20 protein-coding genes and 1 pseudogene are annotated in these 24106 nt (G+C 62.2%); 16 read left to right on the plus strand and 5 right to left on the minus strand.

Annotated features, from left to right (window positions below; genetic code table 11):
• Window positions 1-266 precede the first annotated feature (266 nt).
• Entirely contained in the window at window positions 267-2345 is a 2079-nt protein-coding gene (locus JJB74_RS05975) for a bifunctional diguanylate cyclase/phosphodiesterase (protein WP_200590922.1), read from the plus strand.
• A gap of 40 nt (window positions 2346-2385) precedes the next feature.
• Here JJB74_RS05975 and JJB74_RS05980 read toward each other — a convergent pair whose 3' ends face one another.
• Window positions 2386-2832 (minus strand): hypothetical protein, encoded by a 447-nt coding sequence (locus JJB74_RS05980; RefSeq protein WP_234484004.1) that lies wholly within the window; start codon window positions 2830-2832, stop codon window positions 2386-2388.
• A 77-nt stretch (window positions 2833-2909) separates the two neighbouring features.
• Window positions 2910-4286, minus strand: a complete 1377-nt coding sequence (locus tag JJB74_RS05985; protein WP_200590923.1) for an aspartate aminotransferase family protein — start codon at window positions 4284-4286, stop codon at window positions 2910-2912.
• A 590-nt stretch (window positions 4287-4876) separates the two neighbouring features.
• Between JJB74_RS05985 and flhD the strand changes: the two genes are divergently transcribed.
• The 14 genes and pseudogenes from flhD to JJB74_RS06055 all read left to right on the plus strand — a co-directional run bounded on the left by flhD (window position 4877) and on the right by JJB74_RS06055 (window position 19762).
• Complete coding sequence (gene flhD / locus JJB74_RS05990; protein ID WP_200590924.1) at window positions 4877-5194, plus strand: flagellar transcriptional regulator FlhD; 318 nt, start codon at window positions 4877-4879, stop codon at window positions 5192-5194.
• A gap of 52 nt (window positions 5195-5246) precedes the next feature.
• Window positions 5247-5789, plus strand: coding sequence for a flagellar transcriptional regulator FlhC (flhC, locus tag JJB74_RS05995; protein ID WP_200590925.1), 543 nt, complete (start codon window positions 5247-5249; stop codon window positions 5787-5789).
• Window positions 5790-5794: 5 nt separating this feature from the next.
• A complete protein-coding gene (locus JJB74_RS06000) occupies window positions 5795-6649 on the plus strand; it encodes a class I SAM-dependent methyltransferase (protein ID WP_200590926.1) in 855 nt (284 codons plus the stop codon).
• Window positions 6650-6783: 134 nt separating this feature from the next.
• Entirely contained in the window at window positions 6784-7644 is an 861-nt protein-coding gene (gene motA / locus JJB74_RS06005) for a flagellar motor stator protein MotA (RefSeq protein ID WP_200590927.1), read from the plus strand.
• Window positions 7645-7662: 18 nt separating this feature from the next.
• Window positions 7663-8556, plus strand: a pseudogene (motB, locus tag JJB74_RS06010) (flagellar motor protein MotB); the annotation flags it as partial.
• Window positions 8557-8834: 278 nt separating this feature from the next.
• Window positions 8835-9374 (plus strand): chemotaxis protein, encoded by a 540-nt coding sequence (locus JJB74_RS06015; protein ID WP_200590929.1) that lies wholly within the window; start codon window positions 8835-8837, stop codon window positions 9372-9374.
• Between the two features lie 59 nt (window positions 9375-9433).
• Entirely contained in the window at window positions 9434-9799 is a 366-nt protein-coding gene (locus JJB74_RS06020; RefSeq protein WP_200590930.1) for a response regulator, read from the plus strand.
• 20 nt (window positions 9800-9819) lie between these two features.
• Entirely contained in the window at window positions 9820-11811 is a 1992-nt protein-coding gene (gene cheA / locus JJB74_RS06025) for a chemotaxis protein CheA (RefSeq protein ID WP_200590931.1), read from the plus strand.
• Window positions 11812-12176: 365 nt separating this feature from the next.
• The gene (locus tag JJB74_RS06030) at window positions 12177-13232 is read left to right on the plus strand and encodes a leucine-rich repeat domain-containing protein (protein WP_200590932.1); all 1056 of its coding nucleotides are present in this window, start codon (window positions 12177-12179) and stop codon (window positions 13230-13232) included.
• A gap of 158 nt (window positions 13233-13390) precedes the next feature.
• The gene (locus JJB74_RS06035) at window positions 13391-14986 is read left to right on the plus strand and encodes a leucine-rich repeat domain-containing protein (protein WP_200590933.1); all 1596 of its coding nucleotides are present in this window, start codon (window positions 13391-13393) and stop codon (window positions 14984-14986) included.
• 343 nt (window positions 14987-15329) lie between these two features.
• Complete coding sequence (locus JJB74_RS06040; protein WP_200590934.1) at window positions 15330-16103, plus strand: SDR family oxidoreductase; 774 nt, start codon at window positions 15330-15332, stop codon at window positions 16101-16103.
• A gap of 30 nt (window positions 16104-16133) precedes the next feature.
• Window positions 16134-17204 carry a phosphotransferase gene (locus JJB74_RS06045; RefSeq protein WP_200590935.1) on the plus strand — a complete coding sequence of 357 codons (1071 nt, stop codon included), beginning with the start codon at window positions 16134-16136 and terminating at the stop codon, window positions 17202-17204.
• Between the two features lie 38 nt (window positions 17205-17242).
• Window positions 17243-18925: a long-chain fatty acid--CoA ligase gene (locus JJB74_RS06050; RefSeq protein ID WP_200590936.1), complete on the plus strand. Its 1683-nt coding sequence runs from the start codon at window positions 17243-17245 to the stop codon at window positions 18923-18925.
• 51 nt (window positions 18926-18976) lie between these two features.
• Window positions 18977-19762 (plus strand): SDR family NAD(P)-dependent oxidoreductase, encoded by a 786-nt coding sequence (locus JJB74_RS06055; RefSeq protein WP_200590937.1) that lies wholly within the window; start codon window positions 18977-18979, stop codon window positions 19760-19762.
• Window positions 19763-19846: 84 nt separating this feature from the next.
• Here JJB74_RS06055 and JJB74_RS06060 read toward each other — a convergent pair whose 3' ends face one another.
• From JJB74_RS06060 to JJB74_RS06070, 3 genes are all read right to left on the minus strand, one after another.
• Window positions 19847-20608 carry a bestrophin-like domain gene (locus tag JJB74_RS06060; protein WP_200590938.1) on the minus strand — a complete coding sequence of 254 codons (762 nt, stop codon included), beginning with the start codon at window positions 20606-20608 and terminating at the stop codon, window positions 19847-19849.
• Window positions 20609-20675: 67 nt separating this feature from the next.
• Window positions 20676-21362: a hypothetical protein gene (locus JJB74_RS06065; RefSeq protein WP_325170097.1), complete on the minus strand. Its 687-nt coding sequence runs from the start codon at window positions 21360-21362 to the stop codon at window positions 20676-20678.
• Window positions 21363-21397: 35 nt separating this feature from the next.
• The gene (locus JJB74_RS06070; protein WP_200590940.1) at window positions 21398-22300 is read right to left on the minus strand and encodes a DUF2092 domain-containing protein; all 903 of its coding nucleotides are present in this window, start codon (window positions 22298-22300) and stop codon (window positions 21398-21400) included.
• Window positions 22301-22646: 346 nt separating this feature from the next.
• Here JJB74_RS06070 and JJB74_RS06075 point away from each other — a divergent pair, with 346 nt between their 5' ends.
• Window positions 22647-24074, plus strand: coding sequence for a DUF1254 domain-containing protein (locus JJB74_RS06075; protein WP_200590941.1), 1428 nt, complete (start codon window positions 22647-22649; stop codon window positions 24072-24074).
• Window positions 24075-24106 lie beyond the last annotated feature (32 nt).

The following is a 24106-nucleotide window of genomic DNA, read 5'->3' on the forward strand; positions in this document are numbered from 1 at the left end:
GCCGGCTTAGTAACGAAAAACCGGGAATGTGCCAGTAACCCAATCTTTTCCCCCTTTTTTCGCCTCAACGGTAACAGAGAAATCTGCGAAAATGCCGTATGGAAACTTTTCTGAGTAAGGCTGTGCGTGGCCGGCGAGATATCCACAGCGGGACATTCAAGCGTCTGTCACAGCCCGCGGTCAGCGCAAGCGTATTCCTCGCTCTGTTATGCGCCGTGCTGCTCGCTGTGGGTGTTTGGGCGAGCTGGGAGTCGCGCGCAAGACAATTGCATGAAGGTGAAGTCGCGGCGACGAACCTGGCGCACGCCGTTGAGCAGCAGGTTGATGATGCTGTCACCTCGGCCGACATGATCCTCGTGGGCATCGTCCACCGCGCGCGTCACGACGCCGGAAAGGCTGATGCTCTCGAGGATTTGAACAGCATCCTGGCGACTCAGGCCGCAGCGCTGCCGCAACTGGCTGGTCTGTTCGTTTATGACGAGAACGGGCGGTGGATCGCCAATTCGCTACGCACGCTGCCAAGGAATGCAAACAATGCCGACCGCGAGTACTTCCAATATCACCGCGACCATGCGACACCCGGCCCGTTCATCGGCCCGCCAGTGCGCAGCCGGCTCACCGGCGACTGGATCCTGACCGTTTCGCGCCGCATCGACCATCCTGACGGCAGCTTCGCCGGCGTCGCGCTGGCCACCATTCCGCTGTCTTACTTTCAGAAGTACTACGCCCGTTTCAATCTTGGTGAGCGCGGCCTGATTGCGTTGCTACGCGACGATGGCACGCTGCTAGCCCGGTTGCCATTCGTCGAATCGGGCATCGGTAAGAATCTGTCCTCGATGGCGATTTTCCAGGATTACCTGAATCATCCCGGCAGCGGCTCGACGCATCGGCGATCGGAGTTGGACGGCGTTGCCCGGATCTATGCCTACCAGCATTCCGAGCGCTATCCGATTCTGGTCACTGCAGCACTGGCGCACGATGATGTGCTGCTGAACTGGAAGCGCGATGCCGCCAGCAATGCTGCCGCGCTGTTGTTGCTGACCACGGTAGTGGCACTCACCGGATGGCGCTTCATCCGGCAATTGCGGCTGCGTCAGCGTAGCGAGCGTGCGCTGGCCGAAAGCGAGCAAAAGATACGTTCGATCACGGACAATCTGCCGGTGCTGATTTCCTATGTCGATCGCAACCGTCGCTTCGGCTTCGTCAATGCGACGATGCAGCAGATTTTGCGCAAGCCGATGTCGGCCATTCTCGGGCAACCGATGGCCGATGTAATCGGCGAAGAACGCTATCGCGACCGCATCGACAACATTGATGCCGCGCTGGCCGGAAACCGGGTCGAATTCGAGCTTGAAGCCGCCACGCCTGATGGCACCCGCCATGTGCATACCGTGTATCTGCCCGACGTCGGCCAGGATGGTGAAGTCCATGGATTTCATGCGCTCAGCGCCGATATCACTGAACTGCGCGCCGCCGAAGCACGGATACGGGCGATTGCCGATAATCTGCCGGCGCTGATCGCCTACGTCGACAGTGATCAGTGTTTCCGCTTCAGCAACAACTACGCGCGCGAACTGCCCTTGGCGCGCTCCGGCAGCCTGACCGGCATGACCGTTGCCGAGGCTTTCGGCGAGGCGGCCTATCCGGCGCTGCTGCCGCATCTGCAGGCCGCGCTCGAGGGGGATCGCATGTCCTTCGAGCATGCCCTGGGCGTCGACGATGCGGCTCGCGTGCTGCATTGTGAATTCGTGCCCGATCGTGACAGGCATGGCAGGGTGCTCGGCTTCCATTGGCTGGCCACGGATATCAGTGCGCAGAAGCGGGTGGAGCGCCAGCTGCAGCGGCTGGCGCGCTTCGATGCCCTGACCGGCTTGCCCAACCGTTCGCTGCTTCAGGATCGGCTGGCCGAAGCGATTCTTCGCGCGCGGCGCGGCAATACCCGGCTGGCGCTGCTGTTTCTGGATGTCGACCGGTTCAAAACCATCAACGACAGCCTCGGTCATCACGGCGGCGACGAAGTGCTGGTGCAATTCGCGCAGCGTCTGAAAGCCAGCGTGCGCATCAGCGATACCGTCGCGCGGCTGGCCGGCGATGAATTCGTGATTCTTCTGGAAGGTTTGCCCAGCGCCGACGAAGCCACGCTGGTGGCGGACAAGATCCTGGGCGCGATGCAATCGCCGTTCTCGATTGCCGGCGCGCTGCGCGCGGTGTCGACCAGCATCGGCATTGCTGTCAGCGGCCCGGGCGAGCCGGGCACGCCGGAAAGCCTGTTGAAGACGGCGGATGAAGCGCTGTACGCGGCCAAACGCGCCGGCCGCAATGCCTGGGAAATGCTGGCCGCCTGAAGCAGAACTTACGCGCCTCGACCATGGCGCAAGCGCGCCTTCAGTAACGCCGTTTGCGGAAATCGTGCTTCGTCACGATGCGGCTGGTATCGATCAGCAGTGACAGGCCAAGGATCAATTGCGTCAGCAGATTGCCGGGCAATGCCCAAATCTGCCTGCCGGGCGCTTCCACCCCGGTGGCGGCGGTAATGACAGGCGTTGCCCATTCCGCTTCCGGCGTCACATCGAGCAGCACATCGCCTTCGCCGGTGGTGTGCATGTAGATGTCGCCGCCCGCGCTCAGGGTGAAGCAGATGCCCTGGCCGACCGGCTGCGAAAACGGTTTCGCAGTGCGCTCCAGTGTGCGCTGCAGGTCGCGGTTGTAGCTTTCGATCCAGCCTTCCACATCGCCGCTGGTGGCCAGGTGGATCCAGGGGCGCACCGGCGCCGGAGGCGGTTCATCGTCGTAGTCGTGCATGCTTGGCGTGTCGTGGGATGGGGGCGCCATGGTAAGTGCGGCAAACGAACTAGGGAAGGGGAGTCAGCTTTTCCTCGGTGACGCTGGTCCCATCCCGCAGTGTTAGCTCAGGCGATTGGCGCTGTCGCTTCGCGCTGACCGTACAACGCCGAGCTCGGCTGCGCCGCCTGCGCACGCAGGGCCGAGGCAATCGCATCGAAAATCCGGTCGACCTGCGCCGGTTCGATGATCAGCGGCGGCGACAGCGCAATGATGTCGCCGGTCGTACGCACCAGCACACCCTCGTCCCAGAAGCAACGCAGGAACACATCGATGGCGCGCGCCGTCGGCTTGCCGGGCAGCGACTCGAGTTCGATGCCGCACACCAGGCCGAGATTGCGGATGTCCTTGACGAAGGGCAGGCCGCGCAGACTGTGCGCCGCATCCTCGAAATACGGTGCGGTGGCCGCCGCGCGGGCGAACAAATCTTCCTCGCGGTAGACCTCCATGGTTGCCAGCATCGCCGCCGCGGCCAGCGGATGGCCGCTGTAGGTATAGCCGTGCGCCAGTTCGATCGCGCCCTGCGGTGCGGTCTCCATGAAGATGTCATGGATGTCACGTCGCACCATCACCGCGCCCATCGGCACGGCGGCATTCGTCAATCCCTTTGCGCAAGTGATCATGTCCGGCACCACGCCGAAATAATCGGCGGCGAAGGGTGCGCCCAGGCGGCCGAAACCGGTAATGACTTCGTCGAAGATCAGCAGGATGCCGTGCCGGTCGCAGATGTCGCGCAGGCGCTGCAGATAGCCCTTCGGCGGCAGGATCACGCCGGTCGATCCCTGCACTGGTTCGACGATCAGCGCCGCAACCGTGCTCGGGTCGTGCAACGCAAGCAGACGCGCTTCAAGTTCGTCGGCAAGTGCGGCGCCGTATTCAGGCAGGCCGCGGGAAAAGGCGTTGCGTTCGATATCCAGCGGGTGGCGCAGGTGGTCGGCATTGGCCAGCGTCGCGCCGAACTGTTTGCGATTACCGGCGATACCGCCGACGGCAATGCCGCCGAAGTTGACGCCGTGGTAGGCGCGCTCACGCCCGATGAGCCGTACCCGCTGCGCATCGCCGCGGGCACGGTGCCAGGCGAGGGCGATCTTCAACGCGGTGTCCACCGATTCGGATCCGTCATTGCAGAAAAACACCCGATCCAGGCCTTCCGGCGCGATCGCCGCCAATGCACTGGCCGATTGGAATGCCTTTGGATGTCCCATCTGGAACAGCGGCGCGAAATCCATTTCGCCGGCCTGGCGCCGTATCGCTTCGGTGATCTTCGGGTGGCAGTGGCCGGCGTTCACGCACCACAGGCCGGCGGTGCCGTCGAGAATCTGGCGGCCATCGTCGCTGGTGTAATACATGCCGGAGGCGGAAACCAGCATCCGCGGTCGCTCCTTGAATTCCCGATTGGCGGTGAAAGGCATCCACAAGTGTTCGGTATTGACGGCTTGTTCCATGGTGAGGTGTCGAAGGACGAGGGAGCGCACATGGTAGTCCTTTCGGCAACGGCATGGGCGGACAACGTCTCCAGGCTTTGCGCACTTCCCTGAAGCGGTTTCCATGTTCGATTGACGGAATTTCATCCGTGTAGCGAACGCACGACAGAAAGACATAAGAAAAATGCAAAAAAATCGCTATCGGCCCCTAAATTTTTCGTTAGCGCTGCCGATACACCTCCTGCAAGGCGCAGAAAATCGAGTCGAAAAAATTTTTCTTCCGACCCTAAATTTCTCGCCGAGCTTGCCGTAAATGCCATTGTAGGTCTTGCGCAAGCCAGAAAATCCGTCCGTTGCCGCCGATAATGCTACGTGTTTTCAATGACTTGCCGAATACTCCGCAGTTTTTCTCGCTCCGCTCCGTTGCCGATGTTCGGCCACGGAGAAGCAGGTATTTCCCTCTTGTAAGACAAAAGCCTACAAGTCCATAGGAAAATTTCTCACTAGAAATACAGAGAACGGCTTATTTCCGCACGGCATCATAAGCGGCACACTCTCTCCATCGGCAAAGCAACCGGGCAAACCGGCGACCAACGGACAGGAGAGAGAGCATGAACATGAACGACATGATGGCGGAGATCCGCGACGCGAATCTGAACTACCTGATGCTGGCTCAGCAGATGATCCGCGCCGACAAGACATGCGCCATCTATCGCCTTGGTATCAGCGCGGAAGTCGCCTCGCTCATCGAAGGTCTGTCGAATGCGCAGCTGCTCAAGCTGGCCAGCGCCAATCTGATGCTGGCGCGTTTCCGCTTCGATGACAGTGCCGTGCTCGGCATGCTCACGAGCCACACCAAGGAGCGCTCGCTCTCCCAGACCCATGCCGCCATCCTGATGGCTGGCCAGCCGGTCGAAGAAATCCACTGATACGCACGCTGCCTCAACCAAGTACCAGACACCAGAGACGAGAGACGAGAACATGGCCACCAAAAGCCTGGTATCCGAAGCGCGCGACATTCAACTGGCGATCGACCTGATCAAGCTCGGCGCCCGCCTGCAATTGCTTGAGATGGAAACCTCGCTGTCGCGCGAGCGGCTGCTGAAGCTGTACAAGGAATTGAAGGGCGTGTCGCCGCCGAAGGGCATGCTGCCGTTCTCGACCGACTGGTTCATCACCTGGCAGCCGAACATCCATTCGTCCCTGTTCATCAATATCTACCGTTACCTGGTCGACCATGCCGGCGCGACCGGCATCGAAGCGGTGATGAAGGCTTATCAGCTCTACCTGGAACAGATGCAGCCCGCGCCTGGCGAAGAGCCGGTGCTGTCCCTGACCCGCGCCTGGACCCTGGTGCGCTTCTTCGACAGCAAGATGCTGACGACGGCAAAATGCCGCGAATGCGGCGGCGACTTCGTCACCCACAGCTTCGAGCTCAGCCACGACTATGCCTGCGGCCTGTGCCACATGCCTTCGCGCGCCGGCAAGACCAAGAAAGCCCGCGGCGACAGCCTCGCTGCCTGACTCTCATGTCCGCTTCCCGTCCGGCGGCGCCGCAGGTTCGCGGCGCCCAGCGCGCTGTCCTGCGCATTCCGCCCGCAGTGGAAGCCTTGCTGATTCAATGCCTCGCCTGCCTGCTGCTGTTCGGCGGGCTGCATCTGCTGCGGCTGTTGCTGCCGTCGGCGCGGCTGCCGCTGTTCGCCGCAGCCTGCGTGCAGGGCATGCTGGCGGCCTGGATTTCGAGTCGTCGCCGCCAGGCGGCCTGGTGGCCGTGGATCCATCTCGTTTTCCTGCCGCTGCTGCTGGCCTCGCTCGAACTGCATCTGCCGCCGGCGCTTGCCCTGGCCGGCTTCGCACTGCTGGTGTCGCTGTACTGGTCCACCTTCCGCACCCAGGTGCCGCTGTACCTGTCAGGCGCGGCGGCACGCAAGGCCGTGGCGGCGGCGCTGCCGCAGGGGAGCCTGCGCTTCATCGATATCGGCAGCGGCCTGGGCGGCATGGTGCTCGACCTGGCTGCGCGCCGTCCCGAATCCCGCTTCGAAGGCATCGAACTGGCGCCGCTGCCCTGGCTCGCCAGCCGTCTGCGCCAGGCAATGACTGGCCGCGGCCACTTTCTGCGCGGCGATTATCACCGGCTCGACCTGGCGCAGTACGACGTGGTGTTCGCCTATCTGTCGCCGGCAGCGATGCCGCGGCTATGGGAAAAAGCCGCGGCCGAAATGCGTGCCGGTTCGCTGCTGCTGTCACATGAATTCACGATCCCGGGCGTCGCGCCCAGCTTCGCCGAACCCACTCATCCCGACGGAAAAATGCTGTACGGGTGGAAGTTGCCAGGCGCAGGAACCACCGCTGCAGCCGTCGCCGTGAAAAAACCCAGGAAATAATGTTGCCTCATCTCAAGTTTTCAATACCGCTGCCGTAATCCAGAAAGAGCGCCGTCGGGTGACGTGCGCCGGGAAATGAGCGAAGTGCGTATGTCAGTCAGCCAGAGCGGCGGACACAGCGGAGTGGGGCGAACGTGTTAGTCATAATCGGATATGTGGTAGTGCTGGGCGCCGTCTTCGGCGGCTTTGCGATGTCGGGCGGACATCTCGCGGCGCTGTGGCAGCCGCTGGAAGTGCTGATGATCGGCGGCGCAGCCATCGGCGCCTTTTTCGTCGGCAATGACATGAAATCGGTGAAGGCGACCTTCAAGGCGCTGCCTTCGGTGCTGAAGGGTTCGCGCTACACCAAGGACCTGTACCTGGAACTGATGTCGCTGCTTTCCGAGATCCTGAACAAGGTTCGGAAGGAAGGCCTGATGTCGATCGAAGGCGATGTCGACGATCCCGAGCAAAGCCCGCTTTTCTCCAAGTACCCCGGCATCATGGCCGACCATCACATCGTCGAATTCATGACCGACTATCTGCGTCTGATGGTGTCCGGGAACATGGATGCCTTCCAGATCGAAAACCTGATGGACAACGAAATCGAGACGCATCACCACGAAGGCGAAGTGCCGGCGCACTGCATCGCCAAGCTCGGCGACGGCTTGCCGGCCTTCGGCATCGTGGCCGCGGTGATGGGCGTGGTGCATACGATGGAATCGGTGGGCCTGCCGCCGGCCGAACTCGGCATCCTGATCGCGCATGCGCTGGTGGGCACCTTCCTCGGCATTCTGCTGGCCTACGGCTTCATCGGCCCGCTGTCCGGCCTGCTCGAGCAGAAGCTGCACGAGTCTTCCAAGATGTTCCAGTGCGTGAAGGTCACGCTGCTGGCAAGCCTGAACGGCTATGCGCCGGCGGTGGCGACCGAGTTCGGCCGCAAGGTGCTGTTCTCCACCGAGCGTCCGTCGTTCAAGGAACTCGAAGAACACATCAAGCAGGCCAAGGCCAAATAAAGACGAAGCGGAACCATCATGGCCGACGACAATCTGCGTCCCATCATCGTCAAGCGCATCAAGAAGGGTGGCGGTGGCCACCACGGCGGCGCGTGGAAGATCGCCTATGCCGACTTCGTGACCGCGATGATGGCCTTCTTCCTGCTGATGTGGCTTCTGGGCTCGACCGCCAAGGGCGATCTGCAGGGCATCGCCGAATACTTTTCCACGCCGCTGAAGGTGGCCATGTCGGGCGGCTCGGGCAGCGGCGACAGCTCCAGCGTGATCCAGGGCGGCGGCCGCGACCTGACCCGGCGCGAAGGCCAGGTCAAGAAGGGCACGCAGGAAGCGCCGAAGAAGACCTATGACCTCAAGGCAGCACAGGCCGATATCGAGCGCATGGAGGGCGAGCGGCTCAAGGCGCTGAAGAACCGCATCGAAGCGGTGATGGACGCCAACCCGAACCTGAAGCAGTTCAAGAAGCAGCTGCTGATCGATATCACAACCGAAGGCTTGCGCATCCAGATCGTCGACGAGCAGAACCGCCCGATGTTTGCCAGCGCCAAGGCCGAGGTGCAACCGTACACCCGCGACATCCTGCGAGAGATCGGCAAGGTCCTGAACGAAGTGCCGAACAAGGTCAGCCTGTCCGGCCACACCGATGCGCATGCGTATTCCACCGGCGACAAGGGTTACAGCAACTGGGAGTTGTCGGCCGACCGGGCCAACGCCTCACGGCGCGAACTGATCGCCGGCGGCCTGGGCGAAGGCAAGATCGTGCGCGTGGTCGGCCTTGCATCGGCGGTGCTGATGAACAAGGACGATCCGTATGACCCGACCAACCGCCGCATCAGCATCATCGTGATGAACAAGAAGGCCGAGGAGAACGCGACCCGCGATGGCGGCGCGGTCAATGTTTCCAGCGGCGCCGAGGCGGGGGCGCAGATCAATGGTCAGCCGGGGGCAACTGCGCCGGGACAGCCTGAGGCCGCGGCAAACCCCGCAGCTCCCACAGTTCCCGCTGTTCCCACCGCGCCGGCCGCATCCGCGCAACAGGGCGCAGCAGCACGCTCGAATGAAGCCGCCGCGGTGCAGCAGATTCTTGCGCCGCGCAACGCCGAATCGGTGGCTGCCGCCGCCGGCGAAGCGGCGCAGTCCGCGATCGGCAAGCCGAGATGAGCATGGACCATTCCCATGGAGACCAGAGTCAGATGAGCGCACATTCCGGTTCGGCGACCACCGAGCTCCAGCGCCTGCTTGATGGCGTGACCCAACATGGCGGCGCGCATCTGGATGAAATCGGCGCCGATCTGGCGCAGACCCGGCTGCTGCTTGCGGTGGCCATCGAGCGGCTTGGCGGCTGTTTCCAGGCCATCTGCGCGGACACGGCGCGTCAGCGTGAAGTGTTGATGGCGGCCGGCACGCAAGCACCCACGATGTCCGATGACGCGCGCGCAACGCTGCTCGATTGCCTGTCAGGCATCGAAAATCAGACGAAGGCCATGGTGACCGCGCTGCAGTTCGAAGACATGACAGGCCAGTTGCTTGCCCATGCCGAGCGTCGCCTTGCCGGCTTGCGCGACATGCTGGCCGGCCTCGGCGCCGGCGCCCAGACGCTGACCGACGGCGGCGAAGGAGAGATCGAGGCAATGCACGAGCTTCTGGCCGCGCGCAGCCGCGAGCTCTCGGGAGCGCTGTCCAAAAGCGTCGGACAGCGGCATCTCGACAGCGGCGACATGGAATTGTTCTGACTGAATTTTGAAGGCCCGGCAAGGGCGGTAACTACACAACAAGGGCACGACTGCACACTATGGCAAAGACAATACTGGCGGTGGACGATTCCGGATCCCTGCGACAAATGCTGGTATTTACCCTGAAGGCCGCGGGCTACCAGGTCACCGAAGCGACCGATGGCCGCGACGGTCTGGAAAAGGCGAAGCAGAAGGACTTCGATCTGGTGCTGACCGACCAGAACATGCCCGGCATGGATGGCTTGACGCTAATCCGCTCGCTGCGCGCGCTGCCTTCGTATGCCCGCACTCCCATCCTGATGCTGACCACCGAGTCCAGCGATGAAATGAAGAACAAGGGCCGCGCCGCGGGTGCCACCGGCTGGTTGGTCAAGCCTTTCGATCCGAACCGCCTGGCCGAGGTGGTACACAAGGTCATCGGCTGAGCGGCAGAGGGAATAGTCGGATGAGCGTCGATATCAGCCAGTTCTATCAGGTCTTCTTCGAGGAGGCCGAGGAGTTGCTCGCCGAGATGGAGCGGCTGCTGCTCGCGCTCGACCCCGATGCGACGGACATGGAGGAACTCGCGGCGATCTTCCGCACCGCGCATTCGCTCAAGGGCGGCGCCTCCACCTTCGGCATGGCCGACATGGCGGAATTCACCCATGGGCTGGAGTCGCTGCTGGACCGCATGCGCCGCGGCGAAATGGCGATTACTCCGACGCATGTTGAAGCCTTCCTCGGCGCCAAGGATGTGCTGCAGATGCAGCTCGATGGCCACAGGCATGACGAGGCGGTGGACGGGGCGCAGGTCGAGCGCATGCGCGCGCGTCTTGAAGCGCTGCTGGCGCAAAGCGATGCCGAGGCGTCGCATGGCGCGACAACGGCAAGAAGCGCGCAAGCCCATGTCCGCCGCTATGCGATTACGCTGCCCGGCATGGATGCGGATGCGCTGACAAGCCTGAAGGAAGAACTCGGCACGATGGGCAGCCTGGTCGATGCGCCGCGTGAAGATGGCCGTATCGGCCTGCAGGTTGAGACGACGCAGGACCGCAGCGCGATACTCGATCTCTGCGCCTTCATGTTCGATCCGGCTGAAGTCAGCGTGGAAGAAGAGGCTGTCGGCGGCGCCTATACCGCACCGGATGGCAGCTATGGTTTCTTCGAGCCCTTGCCCGAGACCAGCCCGGCGCAGTCCGACACAACGCAGATCAGCACACATGCCGAGCCGCTGGCCACGCGCGCGGCCGCTGCGGATAAGGCGGCCCATCTCGAATCGACATCGATACGCGTGAGCGTGGAAAAGGTCGATCAACTGGTCAACCTGATCGGCGAACTCGTCATCACCCAGGCTATGATCGCGCAGCGCAGCAGCGCGCTCGATGCGGTATTGCACGAGCGCCTGCTCTCCAGCGTGGCGCAGCTCTCGCGCAATACCCGTGATCTGCAGGAAGCGGTGATGTCGATCCGCATGATGCCGATGGACTATGTGTTCTCGCGCTTTCCGCGCATGGTGCGCGACCTCGCCACCAAGCTCGGCAAGCGCGTGGATTTCGTCACCCACGGCGCCGCCACCGAGCTGGACAAGGGCATGATCGAGCGCATCATCGATCCGCTCACGCACCTGGTGCGCAACAGCGTCGACCATGGCATAGAAACGCCCGAGGCGCGCATCGCTGCCGGCAAGCCCGAGACCGGGCGCTTGTCGTTGTCGGCCGCGCACCAGGGCGGGCATATCGTCATCGAAGTCAGCGACGATGGCGCCGGTTTGAACCGTGAACGCATCCTGCAAAAGGCACGCGACAACGGCTTGCCGGTATCCGACGACATGCCCGACGACGAAGTCTGGCAACTGATCTTCGCGCCAGGCTTTTCCACCGCCGAAGAAGTCACCGATGTCTCCGGCCGCGGCGTCGGCATGGACGTGGTCCAGCGCAACATCGGCGCCATGGGCGGCAACATCGACATCCGCTGCGCGCGCGGCTTCGGCACTACGATCTCGATCTCGGTGCCGCTCACGCTGGCCATCCTCGACGGCATGCTGGTGAAGGTTGGCGACGAGGTCTACATCCTGCCGCTGTCCTTCGTGGCCGAATCGCTGCAGCCCCTGCCTGACGATGTGAAGGAAGTCGCCGGCCGGGGCAGGGTGGTGAAGGTGCGCGGCGAGTATCTGCCCATCATTGCGCTGCACCGGGTCTTTGGTATCGAGACGCGCTGCACCGAGCCTTCGGACGGCATCCTGGTCATTCTCGAATCCGAGGGCATGAAGGCTGCGATGCTGCTCGATGAATTGCTGGGTCAGCAGCAGGTCGTGGTGAAGAACCTCGAATCGAACTACCGCAGGGTGCCGGGCATTTCCGGCGCCACCATCCTCGGCGACGGCGGCGTGTCGCTGATCCTCGATGTGGCCATGCTGGTGCGCTGCACGGCGGGCCGGGGCGCGATGTCGCTGGCTTGAACGCAGCGGCCTGCTGATCAGGTTGATGGGCGCACCAGCGATACGTGCGCAAATGCCTGCGAAAGCCATCAGGGAGCATGACTGTCATCGTGGAACGATGACGGCCTTCTTAATCGATAGGCGCTCAAAGACATTCAAAGGCGCTCAAAACGAGAAGCGTCTCCAAGCTTGGACAAAGCGCTCCCTCGTGTGGGGCGCGGTCTTCCCGCATGGCGGTTGCAGCCGGCTCGCAGCGCGGGACTCTGATGTCGCTGTCCTCCCGGTGTAATGGACAGCCTTGCCACGGCAGTTCAGGGCAGGAACTTCTCCCGGCGGTGTGATACCAAGGTGGCTTCCCATTCACTGATTGCGACAAGCGAGTCACCATGAGACCAACTTCGTCCCCTACCTCGTCCCCTCGTCCATCCAGCCCGGCTACCCTGAGTAACGCACCGGATGCTCTAGCAGCCAAGGCATCCACGCCCGAGTGGCAGCAGTTTTCCCAGGCTGTTGTCAACGATGGCTTGCGGCTTCGATCACCGCTCAGCGATGCGTCGCTGCAGCATCTTGCAGACTGGCTCGCAAGCTCGTCTGCCGAATTGAAAGCACTGTACGTGGACCAGGAAGCCCAGGTATCCGTCGGCGGCATGCAGGTCCTGTTCAAGGCATTGAAGGCCAATACGACATTGCAAACCCTTGAGGTCCTCTCTAACCCCATGGATCAGGCCAGCGCCGAAGCCCTGGCAGAGACGCTGAAAGGAAATGGAACACTCGATGAGCTGACGTTGCGCAGCTGCGGCATCGACGAGCCCATGTTGGCGCCGCTGTGCGAGGCGCTGAAAAGTAATTCCAGGCTGACCAGGCTAAACCTGCGCGAGAACGCTTTCGGCGATAAAGGACTCAGCGCATTGTCCGAAGCGCTGCTCGTCAACAAGATGCTCCTCAGCCTCGACGTCAACAAGTCCTTTCCCGGTGAGTGCGATCCCTGTTTTTTTGATGCCGGCATGGTTGCAGTGGTCAAGGCGCTCAGGAGCAACACAACACTTACTGAAATCAGGCTCGGCAGTGTCGAGATGGAAGTCGCTACCCGCTCCGGGTTGCTCTCTGCCGTGCGGGACAACAAGGTCGTGCAGGTGATCGGTTTTCACGACATGCATTTCCCGCAGCAGGATCTGCAGCTGTTGAAAAGCCTTCTGGCTGACAACGCAGCTTGCGCAGAGCTGGAAAAACGCAGGCCGGCGGCAATGAAAGGCTTGCGGGCAATGGCGCCCCAAGGCTACCCGGACGAACTGATGACTCGTATGCTCGATGCCCTCATCAGGATGCCTTCCATTCCCGAAGTCGACCGAATGACAGCGCTGCGCAGCCTGGACGATATCAATCAATCGCAAGCGGCGGTTGTGACGCACGACCATACGCGAGGTGTCGCGCCCGGCAGCTGATGCGATGGAGCGCGATGTCGATTCGGACGATATCGCGAACAAAGGCGCTCAGCCCCTGGGCAAAGGCGGCCCGTTTGCCTGCGCTTGGAACTCCGAGTGATTGTTTCCCACAAAAGCGGGTTCCTTTAACCTTGTCCACAGCCTATAGGGAGGCAAGCATGTTGCGCGATTCCAAGCATTCTTCGTACTCATCGTTCTCTACAACGTATCGCCCAAGGGAAACGCCATCCTCAACTGACAATCTTCACGATGGGCAGCACAAGCCCGAATGGCAAAACTTTGCCGGCTGGGTCAACAACAACGCAATCACGCTCGACACCTATCTGAAGCCAGAGGTATTCCTCGAGTTTTGTAAGTGGCTGGAGACTGCTCCGGCAGAGGTGCATGAACTGAACCTGTTGTCCGTTGCGCTCAATGATGACGCCGCCGCCGCGTTGGCGGCGATGCTGACACAGAATGCACGTCTCACGAGACTGCATTTGACGAATACCACCCTGAGTCAACGCGGCGTCGAGCTTCTAGCAGATGCCCTGGAGAAGAACACCGGACTGCGTGCACTCAATCTTTCGTGTAACGAGATCGGTGATGTCGGGGTGACCAAGCTGGTGCATGCCCTCGTATCGAACACCACGCTCGTCTCACTGACTCTCAACAAATGCTCCATCTCCAGTGCTGGCGCGAAGGACTTGGCCTTCCGGCTGATCGGGCACCCGACTCTGCGCATACTGGAGCTGTTCGGCAACAACATCGGGGACAGCGGCGCCCGCGCGATGGCCGATGCATTGAAGCGCAACGCGTCGTTTCGCGTTCTGGGTATGGGGAACAACGGCATCAGCGCGGAAGGAGCGGCTTTCCTTGCCGAGTCACTCGTTGCGGCTGCGAACTCCAACACGACGTTGCGTGTGCTCGATCTGGAAGCCAACCCCATCGGCGATGATGGTGCGGAATCTCTGTCCGTTGCGCTGAGAAACAACGCGACCCTCCTCGCGCTCAATATTTCTGGTATTGGGATGGGCGACAAAGGCATGGCCGCCATCTTCGCGGCACTTGGCAACAACGCTGCCCTGGTCGCGCTGCTGATCCGTGACAATCAGGTAGGCGCCGCTGGCGCTCGCGCGCTGGGCAGCATGCTGGCAAAGAACCAGCACCTCGCTGCGCTCGAGCTCCCGGCATGCAACATCAACGCGGAAGGGGTCGCCTTGCTGTGCGAAGGGATGGCAGCCAATACGCAGCTACGCTCGCTGAACCTCTGCGGGAACCGTTTTGGCGATGCCGGCATGGCGTCGCTATCGAAGGTCCTGATGCGCAAAGTCGGTCTTGGCGCTCTTGCTATCCAGGGCTGTGATATCGGCAGCGACGGCGCGCGAGCCCTTTCGCAGGTTCTGATGTCCAGCACGAGTCTGCGCAGCCTGGCGCTTTCCGGCAACCGGATTGGCGAAAGCGAGGCGAACGCCCTTGCCGTGGCACTGGGTGCGAGCTCGTGCGTCGCGGAAGACTATTTCTACTTGGGTGGGTTGGGGCGGGCCGCGGCGCAAGGCCTTGATATGGCAATGCAGCGCAAGTCCAATGCTGTGCATGCCTACGCCACCGGCGAAAACGCGCCGCCGCTATCCGTGCCGCTGCACGCGCACAAATGGATAGATTCCCTTACCAAACAATATCTGGCCGATCCAATGGCAGATACCTGCGCCGGCGATCTGCATGAACAGCGAAACATGCCGATTAGCAGTTCCACCGCGGCAAAGGACCTATAAGCCCGCGCTATCCCGCCTGAAGGTTGATGCGCACCTGCCCTGGCATCAGCCTTCATCCGCAAGGCCTCGTCAGGCCATGACAAGTTTCGCGCGCTGCATGCAAGGAGCGTCCATGCATGGGCATTGCGCATCCCAACGAGGATTTTTGATCGTTGATCGCTCGTACGACAGGCTTTACGCACTTGCACCGCGCTGCTACCATAGCAAAAACGAAACGAAGTTCTGCATTGCAGAACGTCAATGTATCCTCGAATAGCCAGCCGCTCTGCCTGATACCTCAGCCGCATCAAGGGTAAGCGCAACGAGGCCGGCGGCATGCGACAGGACGACAAGGAGACATGGCATGGGCGTCAAACAACTGTTCCAGCTCGACGGCAAGATCGCGCTGGTTACCGGAGGCTCGCGCGGCCTCGGCCTGCAGATGGCCGAAGCGCTGGGCGAGATGGGCTGCAAGCTGGCCATCACGGCGCGCAAGGCCGATGAATTGCAGGAAGCGAAGGCGCATCTCGAAGGCATGGGCTTTGAAGTGCTGACCGTCGTCAACGATCTGTCCAGGCCCGAAGGCATACCGGGCATGGTCGACGCCGTCGTGCAGCGCTTCGGCACCATCGATATCCTGGTCAACAATGCCGGCGCGACCTGGAATGCACCGGCCGAGGAATATCCGGACGAAGCTTGGCACAAGGTGCTGAATCTCAACGTCGACTCGGTGTTCTTCGTCGCGCGGGAAGTCGCCAAGCGCTGCATGATTCCGCAGCGCTCGGGCAAGATCATCAACATCGCCTCAGTCGCCGGCCTGCGCGGTAGCGCAACCAATGTCACGACCATCGCCTATCACACCTCCAAGGGCGCGGCGGTCAACTTCACCCGCGCGCTGGCCTCGGAATGGGGCAAGTACAACATCAACGTGAACGCGATCTGCCCGGGCTTCTTTCCATCGAAGATGTCGGCCGGCCTGCTCGAGAAGGTCGCCGACGCGGTGATTGCGCGTGCGCCGCTGCATCGCATCGGCGGCGAGGAAGACCTGAAGGGCGCCGTAGTTTTCCTGGCCAGCGAAGCTTCGCGCCATATCACTGGCCAGGCGCTGGCGGTTGATGGCGGCGTGTCGGCGGTGTAAGCCGCATTCCCAATTTTCCTTGCAAACGATATGAGTGCAGATCCGCAAGAACGCTTCAGCGGCACCCGGCCGGTCGCGCCGCAGCATGCCTTCGATGTCGAACGCCTGGCCGCCTGGATGCGCCAGCATGTCGATGATTTCCGTGGCGAGCTGACGGTCGAACAATTCAAGGGCGGCCAGTCCAATCCCACTTTCCTGCTCGAAGCCGGCGGCAAGCGCTACGTGATGCGGCGCAAGCCGCCCGGCAAGTTGCTGCCGTCGGCGCACGCGGTGGACCGCGAGTACCGCATCATCCGCGCGCTGGCAGACACCGATGTGCCGGTAGCGAAAGCCCATGCGCTGTGCGAAGACCTCGACGTGATCGGCACGGCTTTCTATGTAATGGACCATGTCGATGGCCGCATCCTGTGGAATTCGGCCTTGCCCGATTACGCGCCGCATGAGCGCACCGCGATGTTCGACGAGATGAACCGCGTCATCGCCGCGCTGCACAGTGTGGATTACGCAACGATCGGCCTGGCCGATTACGGCAAGCCGGGCAATTACTTCGAGCGCCAGGTCGGGCGCTGGACCAAGCAGTATCGGGCTTCGGAAACCGAGCGCATCGAAGCGATGGACAGTCTCATCGACTGGCTGCCGCAGCATATCCCGAGTGGCGATGAAACCAGCATCGTTCATGGCGACTACCGCATCGACAACGTCATCTTCCATCCGACCGAGCCGCGCATCCTGGCCGTGCTGGATTGGGAGCTATCGACGCTCGGCCATCCGCTGGCCGACTTCGCGTATCACTGCATGACCTGGCGCATGGCTCCCGGCGCTTCGCGCGGCCTGGCCGGCCTGGACCTGAAGGCGCTCGGCATACCGAGCGAAGAGGAGTACGTGGCCGCCTATTGCCGCCGCACCGGCCGAAGCAGGATACCGCGCGAGCAGTGGGAATACGCGATCGTATTCAACATGTTCCGCCTGGCCGGCATCCTGCAGGGCGTGATGGCGCGCGCGCTGCAGGGCAATGCCTCCAGCGCCGAGGCGCTCGCCGCGGGCAAGCGCACGCGGCCGCTGGCCGAGCTGGCCTGGCAACTGGTGGAGCGCCTGGACTGAGGCGCTCCCGTAACGTCAACGAAAATTCAACGACATCGATGTCCGACCTGCACCTTGCCTTCTGGCCCAAGAATCAGCCGCGCCATCTGACGCTGCCGCGCACCCACCTGTTCTTCAATGCGCAGGTGTCTGCCACGCGCTATCCTGACAAGCCATACATCCTGTTCTACGACACGCCGATCAGCTTCGCGCGCTTTCATGACGAAGCCGAGCGCATCGCCGGCTTCCTGCAGCGCGAATGCGGCGTGGCGCGCGGCGACCGGGTGCTGCTCTACATGCAGAACAGCCCGCAGTTCGTGCTTGCGTATTACGGCATCCTGCGCGCGGACGCGGTGGTGGTGCCGGTCAATCCGATGAACATGACCGACGAGCTGCGCCATTACGTGAAGGACACCGGCGCGAAGGTCGCCTTCGCCGCGCAGGACCTGCATGCGCAGATCGCGCCGCTGATGGGCGCGGGCAGCGAAGAGGGCGGGGGACTGGAGCACCTGATCGTCGCGACCTATTCCGACTACCTCGAGCGCGAGCATGACTATGCCGCGCCGCCATTCGTGACCGCGCCGCGCATGGCCATCGAAGGACCGGGCGTCACGCCCTGGCACGGGATGCTCGCGCGTGCGCTGCGCCCGGGGACTATGGAAAATGGCCCCGACGATCTCGCGGTCATGCCCTATACCTCGGGCACCACCGGCTTTCCGAAAGGCTGCATGCATACGCATCGCAGCGTGATGTACAACGCTGTTGCCGGCGTCAACTGGGTCGGCACCCAGGCCGACACGGTGCTGCTGTCGGTGCTGCCCTTCTTCCACGTGACCGGCATGCAGGGCAGCATGAACAGCCCGCTGCTTGCCGGCGCGACCATGGTGCTGCTGCCGCGCTGGGACCGCGACGTGGCCGCGCGCATGATCGAGCGCCATCGCGTCAACGGCGTGCAACTGATCTCGACCATGGTGGTCGATCTGCTGTCGAATCCGCGGATCGCCGATTACGACCTTTCCAGCCTGAGCCGCATCAGCGGCGGCGGCGCAGCCATGCCCGAGGCGATCGCGCAGAAGATGAAGGACATGCTCGGCATCCCGTACCTCGAAGGCTATGGCATGTCCGAGACCATGGCCGCCACGCACATCAATCCCGCCGACCGGCCGAAGAAGCAATGCCTGGGCATGCCGCTGTACGACGTCGATTCGCGCATCCTCGACACCGAAACGATGAGCCTGCTGCCGCAGGGCGGCGTGGGCGAGATTATCGTGTCGGCGCCGCAGGTGATGCAGGGCTACTGGAACAATCCGGCTGCGAGCGCGGATGCCTTCATCGAGTTCGACGGCAAGCGTTTCCTGCGCACCGGCGACATTGCGATGGTGGACGAGGATGGCTACTTCTTCATGGTCGATCGCTTGAAGCGCATGATCAATGCCTCCGGCTTCAAGGTCTGGCCGGCCGAGGTCGAGGCGCTGCTCTACCATCATCCGGCGATACAGGAAGCCTGCATCATCGCCGCGCCCGACGCCAAGCGCGGCGAAACGGTGAAGGCGGTGGTGGTATTGAAGGAAGCCTTCCGGGACAAGGTCAGCGCGGAAGACATCATCGCCTGGTCGCATGAGCACATGGCGGCATACAAGATTCCGCGCATCGTCGAGTTCCGCGAAACGCTGCCGAAATCGGCCTCTGGCAAGCTGCTGTGGCGCGAGATGCAGCAGCAGGCGATGGCACAGAAGGCTTGAGCAGGAATCGATAACGATCGATAACGATCGATAACGCAAGGAGGAGACGAAATGCGATTTGCGGACAAGGTGGCCATCGTCACCGGCGCGGCCAGCGGCATCGGCCGCGCGACAGCACAGCGGCTGTACCAGGAGGGCGCCGCGCTGGCGCTGGTCGACAGCAACGAAGCGGCATTGCGGGAAATGGCTGAAGCGCTGGGCGACGCGTCGCGGGTGATGTTCCGCGCGCTCGACATCAGCGTCGAAGACGAGGTGGCGGGTTTCGTCGCCGATGTGGCGGGCCGCTACGGCCGCGTCGATGCGCTGTGCAACAACGCCGGCATTTCCGGCGGCGATTATTCCGCCATCAGCGAAACCGACACCGCCATCTGGCAGCGCGTCATTGCGGTGAACCTGATGGGCGCGGTGCACTTCACCAAATATGTGTCGCGCATCATGCGCGAGCAGCGTTACGGCGCCATCGTCAACACCGCGTCGGTGGCGGGCATACGCTCCGGCGCCGGTGGTAATGCGTACAGCGCGTCGAAGGCGGCGGTGATCAACCTGACGATGACCTCATGCTGCGATCTCGGCGAATTCGGTGTGCGTGTCAACGCGGTATGCCCGGGCCTGATCGAGACCGGCATGACCGCGCCCGTGTTCGAGCGCGCCCGCGCCGCGGACAAGGAGCACAAGCTCGGCTCGCGCTGCGAACTGCGCCGCTATGGCCGGCCGCAGGAAGTCGCGGCCGCGATCGCCTTTCTCGCCAGCGATGACGCCAGCTATGTGACCGGACAGGCGCTGCCCGTGGATGGCGGCAATACCGCTTCGCTGAATCTGCCGGGGATGAAGGTGTAGCAATGGCCGGTGTCCTATTTCAAGCGCATCGACAGCGTTGCAGGTCATGATCCCGGGCAAACGCCAAGCGGCAGGAATTTTCATCTAGAGGTTGATGTGGGCAAGGGCATAAAGCATCGGCTCTGCCGAAACCTTGAGCAGGCCGTCAAACGGCTCATTCAGCTCCAGTACGAGAAACAAGGCGCTGCTGATAGAGAGCGCGCAAACGAATTGGACCGCGACGACCGTCGTGTTTTTCGGGGCAAACAATCCAATGCTCGTGAACGTGATCGTAAGCCAGAACAGGAGAATCACGAGAAACGGCAGCGGTATCGATTGATTCGCTTGCGCCACAACCATCCACCTAACCTTCAGCAGCGTTTCGCAGAGTTCCAGCGCACGCGACTGAATCGCCTGTTGGGAAGCGTTATACGGCGTCAGAGCGCGGATCTGCTCCAGCAGCGCCTCAGGGGCAGACAATGACGCGCTTGGGTCCACTTGGGCGCGAGGGGAGGACGCTTGTGGCCAGATCGCGTCGACCCGCTGCTCGATGGAGCGTTTCAGGGTCACGCGAATTGCGCCGGTTTCAGGCCCATATCGGGCAAGCAGGCGGTCGAGAGTGAGAATTTCGGTGGCCGTGGTGCGCACCTCCGTTTCTACCGTATCGTAAGAACTCTTGGCAGAGGCGGTGATGAGCCCGAGAACGAGTGCTGTCATCGTGGCGATCAGACCAATGCCAACCCTGATCGAGTCTTTCGACTGATCGTCGAGATGGTGTTTCGGCAGAGCGGCGCTCAGCCACATTCCGAACTGCGCACCAAGGAACGTGCAGACGAATACGATCGCTCCAACGAAAAGAGGCTTCATGGCGCTGTCTCAGGCTCTTCCCCGGCGCGCAACCAAGCGGTGGTGCGGCCAGGCCGCAATGACGCCATCATGGTTTGGGGACGACCTTGTAGTAGACGCCGTTCGCGCCATAGGCAGGCTGGAACCAGACGTTGTTGCTGGCATAGTAGGTCATGCCATTCTTGGTGACCGCAGTCACGCCGCTTGGCAGCGCGGCATAGCTCATGCCGATGACATACGATCCCGACGCCGGTGCCTTGGCCATCGCGGCTCCGGTCGCAACTCCGGCGCTGTAGGCCGACGACGTCGCTGCTGCGGTGTTGGCCGACGCCACGGCCGCACCAGCTGCCACGCCGACGACCGCGCCGGCTGCGGCGGCGCAACCGGAACAGCTTGAGGACGTGGACGATACGACCACCGGCGGATGGTAAGCCGTGTAGGTTGGATATGCCGGGGAGCCGGCGGGGTGATACGCGGTGGCGCCCGACGGATACGTGTGATACGCGCCCTCGCCGTAGCGGCCATAGGTGCTGCCACCGTAGGCGTTGGTATGCTCCGTGCCGCCACCATAGGCGTGCGCGGTCTGGCCGCCGTAAACGTTGGTGTGGCTCGCCCCCTGGCCCGCCACATAGGTCGAACTGCCGCCCCACCTGTTCTCGTGAGCGGTCGCGCCGGCGGTGTGGGCTGTTTCTCCGCCGACGCGATTCGCGCTTGCCCATGCGAGCGCATCCCCGGCCCACATGCCCGCAGTGAGCAGCGTGAGGAATCTCGGCACAATCGGTTTCATCGCATCTCCTTTGCTTCATCCGGCTATTGACCGGATTTCGGCTGCGGCAGGTTTGGCGCCATGCCACTGACGATAGGTTTGACGCCATGCGGCGGCGGCGCCGGCGAGACGAACGGCATTCGGCCAGCCGCCTGTGCCTTCTGCGAGACGAAGATGCCGGGCGGTACCGAGGGATCGAGCTTCCAATCCGAAAGCTGCATGTCGTGCCGCAGCCGCAGTGGATCCGCCTGGAACACTGCCCGTATCCGGCGCGGCAGCCTGTCTTCAGTACCGATCCACGCCTGCAGGAACACATCGTTGTTGGCCCATGCCACCATGTCCGTCTTTGTTCCGCCGACTTCGGCGGAAGAGCCGATGCGGAAAGCGAGAATGGCACCGCCAGATAGCGCGGCATAGGGATCGGCGACAAGCAGATCGGTGAACGGGTAGTAGATCGCGGCATCCCGGTACGCAGCCTTCAACGCTGCTTCAATCGTTGGCGGCGCATCGGAGACCGCAGCCAGATTCTCGGCTGGCGCGTATGCGGTCATCGCCTTGCCATCGTAGTAGAACTCCGAGGCCGGGCCATCTCCGGGAACGACGATCCGCAACTTGTCTGGCCGCTGCATGGTCACGTCATATCGCATCGTATAAACAATCGGCGGACCGAGCTTGCTCGGATATTCATAGCTGACGGTGGCGGTGAACGACATCGTCTTCGCACTCGCAAGTTTGTCGCTGGCCGCTTTCAGCAAGTCCATTGCCTGTGGTTCGACGACAAATTTGAAATCCGGCTCAGGCGACTTCCTTGTCGACTTGCCGCCATTTGCCGGAGGTTTTTTCTGCGTGATTGGAGCGTCTGGCGCCGGTTGGGCATCGACCGATGCGGTGATCGCAGATGCCGTGAACAGCGCCAGAACTCGTGCCAGTCGGATCAACAGCGCCATTGCATTTTCTCCTGTGAGTAAATGATCAAGAGTCATCAGCATTGCAGCCAGGCTTGTCGGTGCCTGATTCGGTTTTTCATCTCGCTTGTCAGGGCAAACCCCGCAGGAGAAACCGCCCTCGTGGCACAAGGAGGATTCTCCAAAATTGGCGCAGCTTCACAATTAGGCCAAGGCCCAACTCATCTCCATGGCGGGGCCAAGGCCGAATCCTGCCGGATAGCATGCAGACGCCGAGATTTCCACATTCCGTGCTGGTCTTTGGTCCAATCGACTGGCTGCGGACGACACCAGAAGATGCCAGCGGACCTGCGGTCTTCAAAACATCCCTGATGACGTGGAGAACAACATGGATGATTCCCGGCGCATGGCGCTCAAGTCGGGCTTCGGATCGGCCCTTTATCTGCTCGGCCGCTTCGCGTTCGCGGAGGAGGGTTATCTCTCGAAGCAGGTCGAAGGCTTCGAGGACTTCCGGGTGGCGTCCGATGCCTACATCTATGGCTACCCGCTCGTCACCAGTGAGATGACCCGCCGCGTGATGACTAATGTGGATGCGCCGCAGGGTAGCCATGCACCGATGGGGCAGATCATCAGGTTGCGCCAGTATCCCGATGCTTCCTTCACCGATGTGACGGCGCCCAACGCGGATACGCTCTACACGACGGCATGGTTCGACGTCGGCGATGAGCCCTGGGTGTTAAGCCTGCCTGATCTCGACGGCCGCTATGCGCTCTTTCCCTTGCTCGACGGATGGACGAATGTTTTCGAGGTCCCAGGCAAGCGGACCACCGGAACCGGCGCCCAGGCTTATGTGATCACCGGCCCCGGATGGCGCGGTACGCTGCCGCCGGGCGTAAAGGAGTACAAGTCGCCGACGAGCATTGTCTGGCTGCTCGGCAGGATCTATTGCACCGGAACGCCGGAAGACTATGCCGCCGTCCACGCGCTACAGGATCAATGCAAGCTCGTTCCGCTGAGTGCGTATGGCAAGCCCTATACTCCTCCTCGCGTGAGGCCCGAACCCGGCGTCGATATGAAAACGGCGGTGCGCGATCAGGTGATCCGGATGGACGCCGTAAGCTACTTCACGCTTCTCGCCGAACTGATGAAGCGCAATCCTCCCGCTGCAGAGGACGCCGCCGCAGTTGCCCATTTCGCCAGAATCGGCCTGGTCCCGGGCAGGAGCTTCGACGAGAGCAAATTCCATCCGGAACTCGCCAGACGTGTCCCGCAGCTCAGCTTCGACCGCATCCTGTTCCAGATCAGGGAAAACAGCGCCGTCAGGAACGTGAATGGCTGGATGTTCGACACGCAGACCGGCATATACGGCACCAATTATTTGAACCGGGCACTGGTGACCGCCATCGGACTCGGCGCGAATCGAATCGAGGATGCGGTCTATCCTACCTCGCTGAAGGACGCGCATGGAGACGCGTACAGTGGGAGGCACCGGTATGTCATGCGCTTCCCCGAGGGACAGCTGCCGCCGGCAAACGGGTTCTGGTCGGTCACGATGTACAGCGCAGACTATTTCTTCGTCCGCAACCCGATCAATCGCTACTCGATCAGCGCTCGACAGAACCTCAAAGCCAATGCAGATGGATCGGTGGATCTGTACATCCAGCACGACAGCCCGGGCAAGGACAAGGAATCGAACTGGCTGCCTGCCCCCGAAGGGAAGTTCGTGCTCATGATGCGGATGTATTGGCCGAGCGAGCGCACGCCATCGATCATCAACGGCACCTGGGCGCCGCCGGCCGTGGCACGAGTGGGCTGACGCTGTTGCGTCTCCGATAGCCTGGGTGGACA

The organism is Noviherbaspirillum pedocola, from assembly GCF_016632335.1.
In the GTDB taxonomy this organism is placed as follows: domain Bacteria; phylum Pseudomonadota; class Gammaproteobacteria; order Burkholderiales; family Burkholderiaceae_D; genus Noviherbaspirillum_A; species Noviherbaspirillum_A pedocola.

Coding starts and splice junctions, on each gene's coding strand:
- JJB74_RS05980 (WP_234484004.1), bottom strand. CDS start 2,832: ATGGCGCCCCCATCCCACGACACGCCAAGCATGCACGACTACGACGAT.
- JJB74_RS05985 (WP_200590923.1), bottom strand. CDS start 4,286: ATGGAACAAGCCGTCAATACCGAACACTTGTGGATGCCTTTCACCGCC.
- flhD (WP_200590924.1), top strand. CDS start 4,877: ATGAACATGAACGACATGATGGCGGAGATCCGCGACGCGAATCTGAAC.
- flhC (WP_200590925.1), top strand. CDS start 5,247: ATGGCCACCAAAAGCCTGGTATCCGAAGCGCGCGACATTCAACTGGCG.
- JJB74_RS06000 (WP_200590926.1), top strand. CDS start 5,795: ATGTCCGCTTCCCGTCCGGCGGCGCCGCAGGTTCGCGGCGCCCAGCGC.
- JJB74_RS06015 (WP_200590929.1), top strand. CDS start 8,835: ATGAGCGCACATTCCGGTTCGGCGACCACCGAGCTCCAGCGCCTGCTT.
- JJB74_RS06020 (WP_200590930.1), top strand. CDS start 9,434: ATGGCAAAGACAATACTGGCGGTGGACGATTCCGGATCCCTGCGACAA.
- cheA (WP_200590931.1), top strand. CDS start 9,820: ATGAGCGTCGATATCAGCCAGTTCTATCAGGTCTTCTTCGAGGAGGCC.
- JJB74_RS06030 (WP_200590932.1), top strand. CDS start 12,177: ATGAGACCAACTTCGTCCCCTACCTCGTCCCCTCGTCCATCCAGCCCG.
- JJB74_RS06035 (WP_200590933.1), top strand. CDS start 13,391: ATGTTGCGCGATTCCAAGCATTCTTCGTACTCATCGTTCTCTACAACG.
- JJB74_RS06040 (WP_200590934.1), top strand. CDS start 15,330: ATGGGCGTCAAACAACTGTTCCAGCTCGACGGCAAGATCGCGCTGGTT.
- JJB74_RS06045 (WP_200590935.1), top strand. CDS start 16,134: ATGAGTGCAGATCCGCAAGAACGCTTCAGCGGCACCCGGCCGGTCGCG.
- JJB74_RS06050 (WP_200590936.1), top strand. CDS start 17,243: ATGTCCGACCTGCACCTTGCCTTCTGGCCCAAGAATCAGCCGCGCCAT.
- JJB74_RS06055 (WP_200590937.1), top strand. CDS start 18,977: ATGCGATTTGCGGACAAGGTGGCCATCGTCACCGGCGCGGCCAGCGGC.
- JJB74_RS06060 (WP_200590938.1), bottom strand. CDS start 20,608: ATGAAGCCTCTTTTCGTTGGAGCGATCGTATTCGTCTGCACGTTCCTT.
- JJB74_RS06070 (WP_200590940.1), bottom strand. CDS start 22,300: ATGGCGCTGTTGATCCGACTGGCACGAGTTCTGGCGCTGTTCACGGCA.
- JJB74_RS06075 (WP_200590941.1), top strand. CDS start 22,647: ATGGATGATTCCCGGCGCATGGCGCTCAAGTCGGGCTTCGGATCGGCC.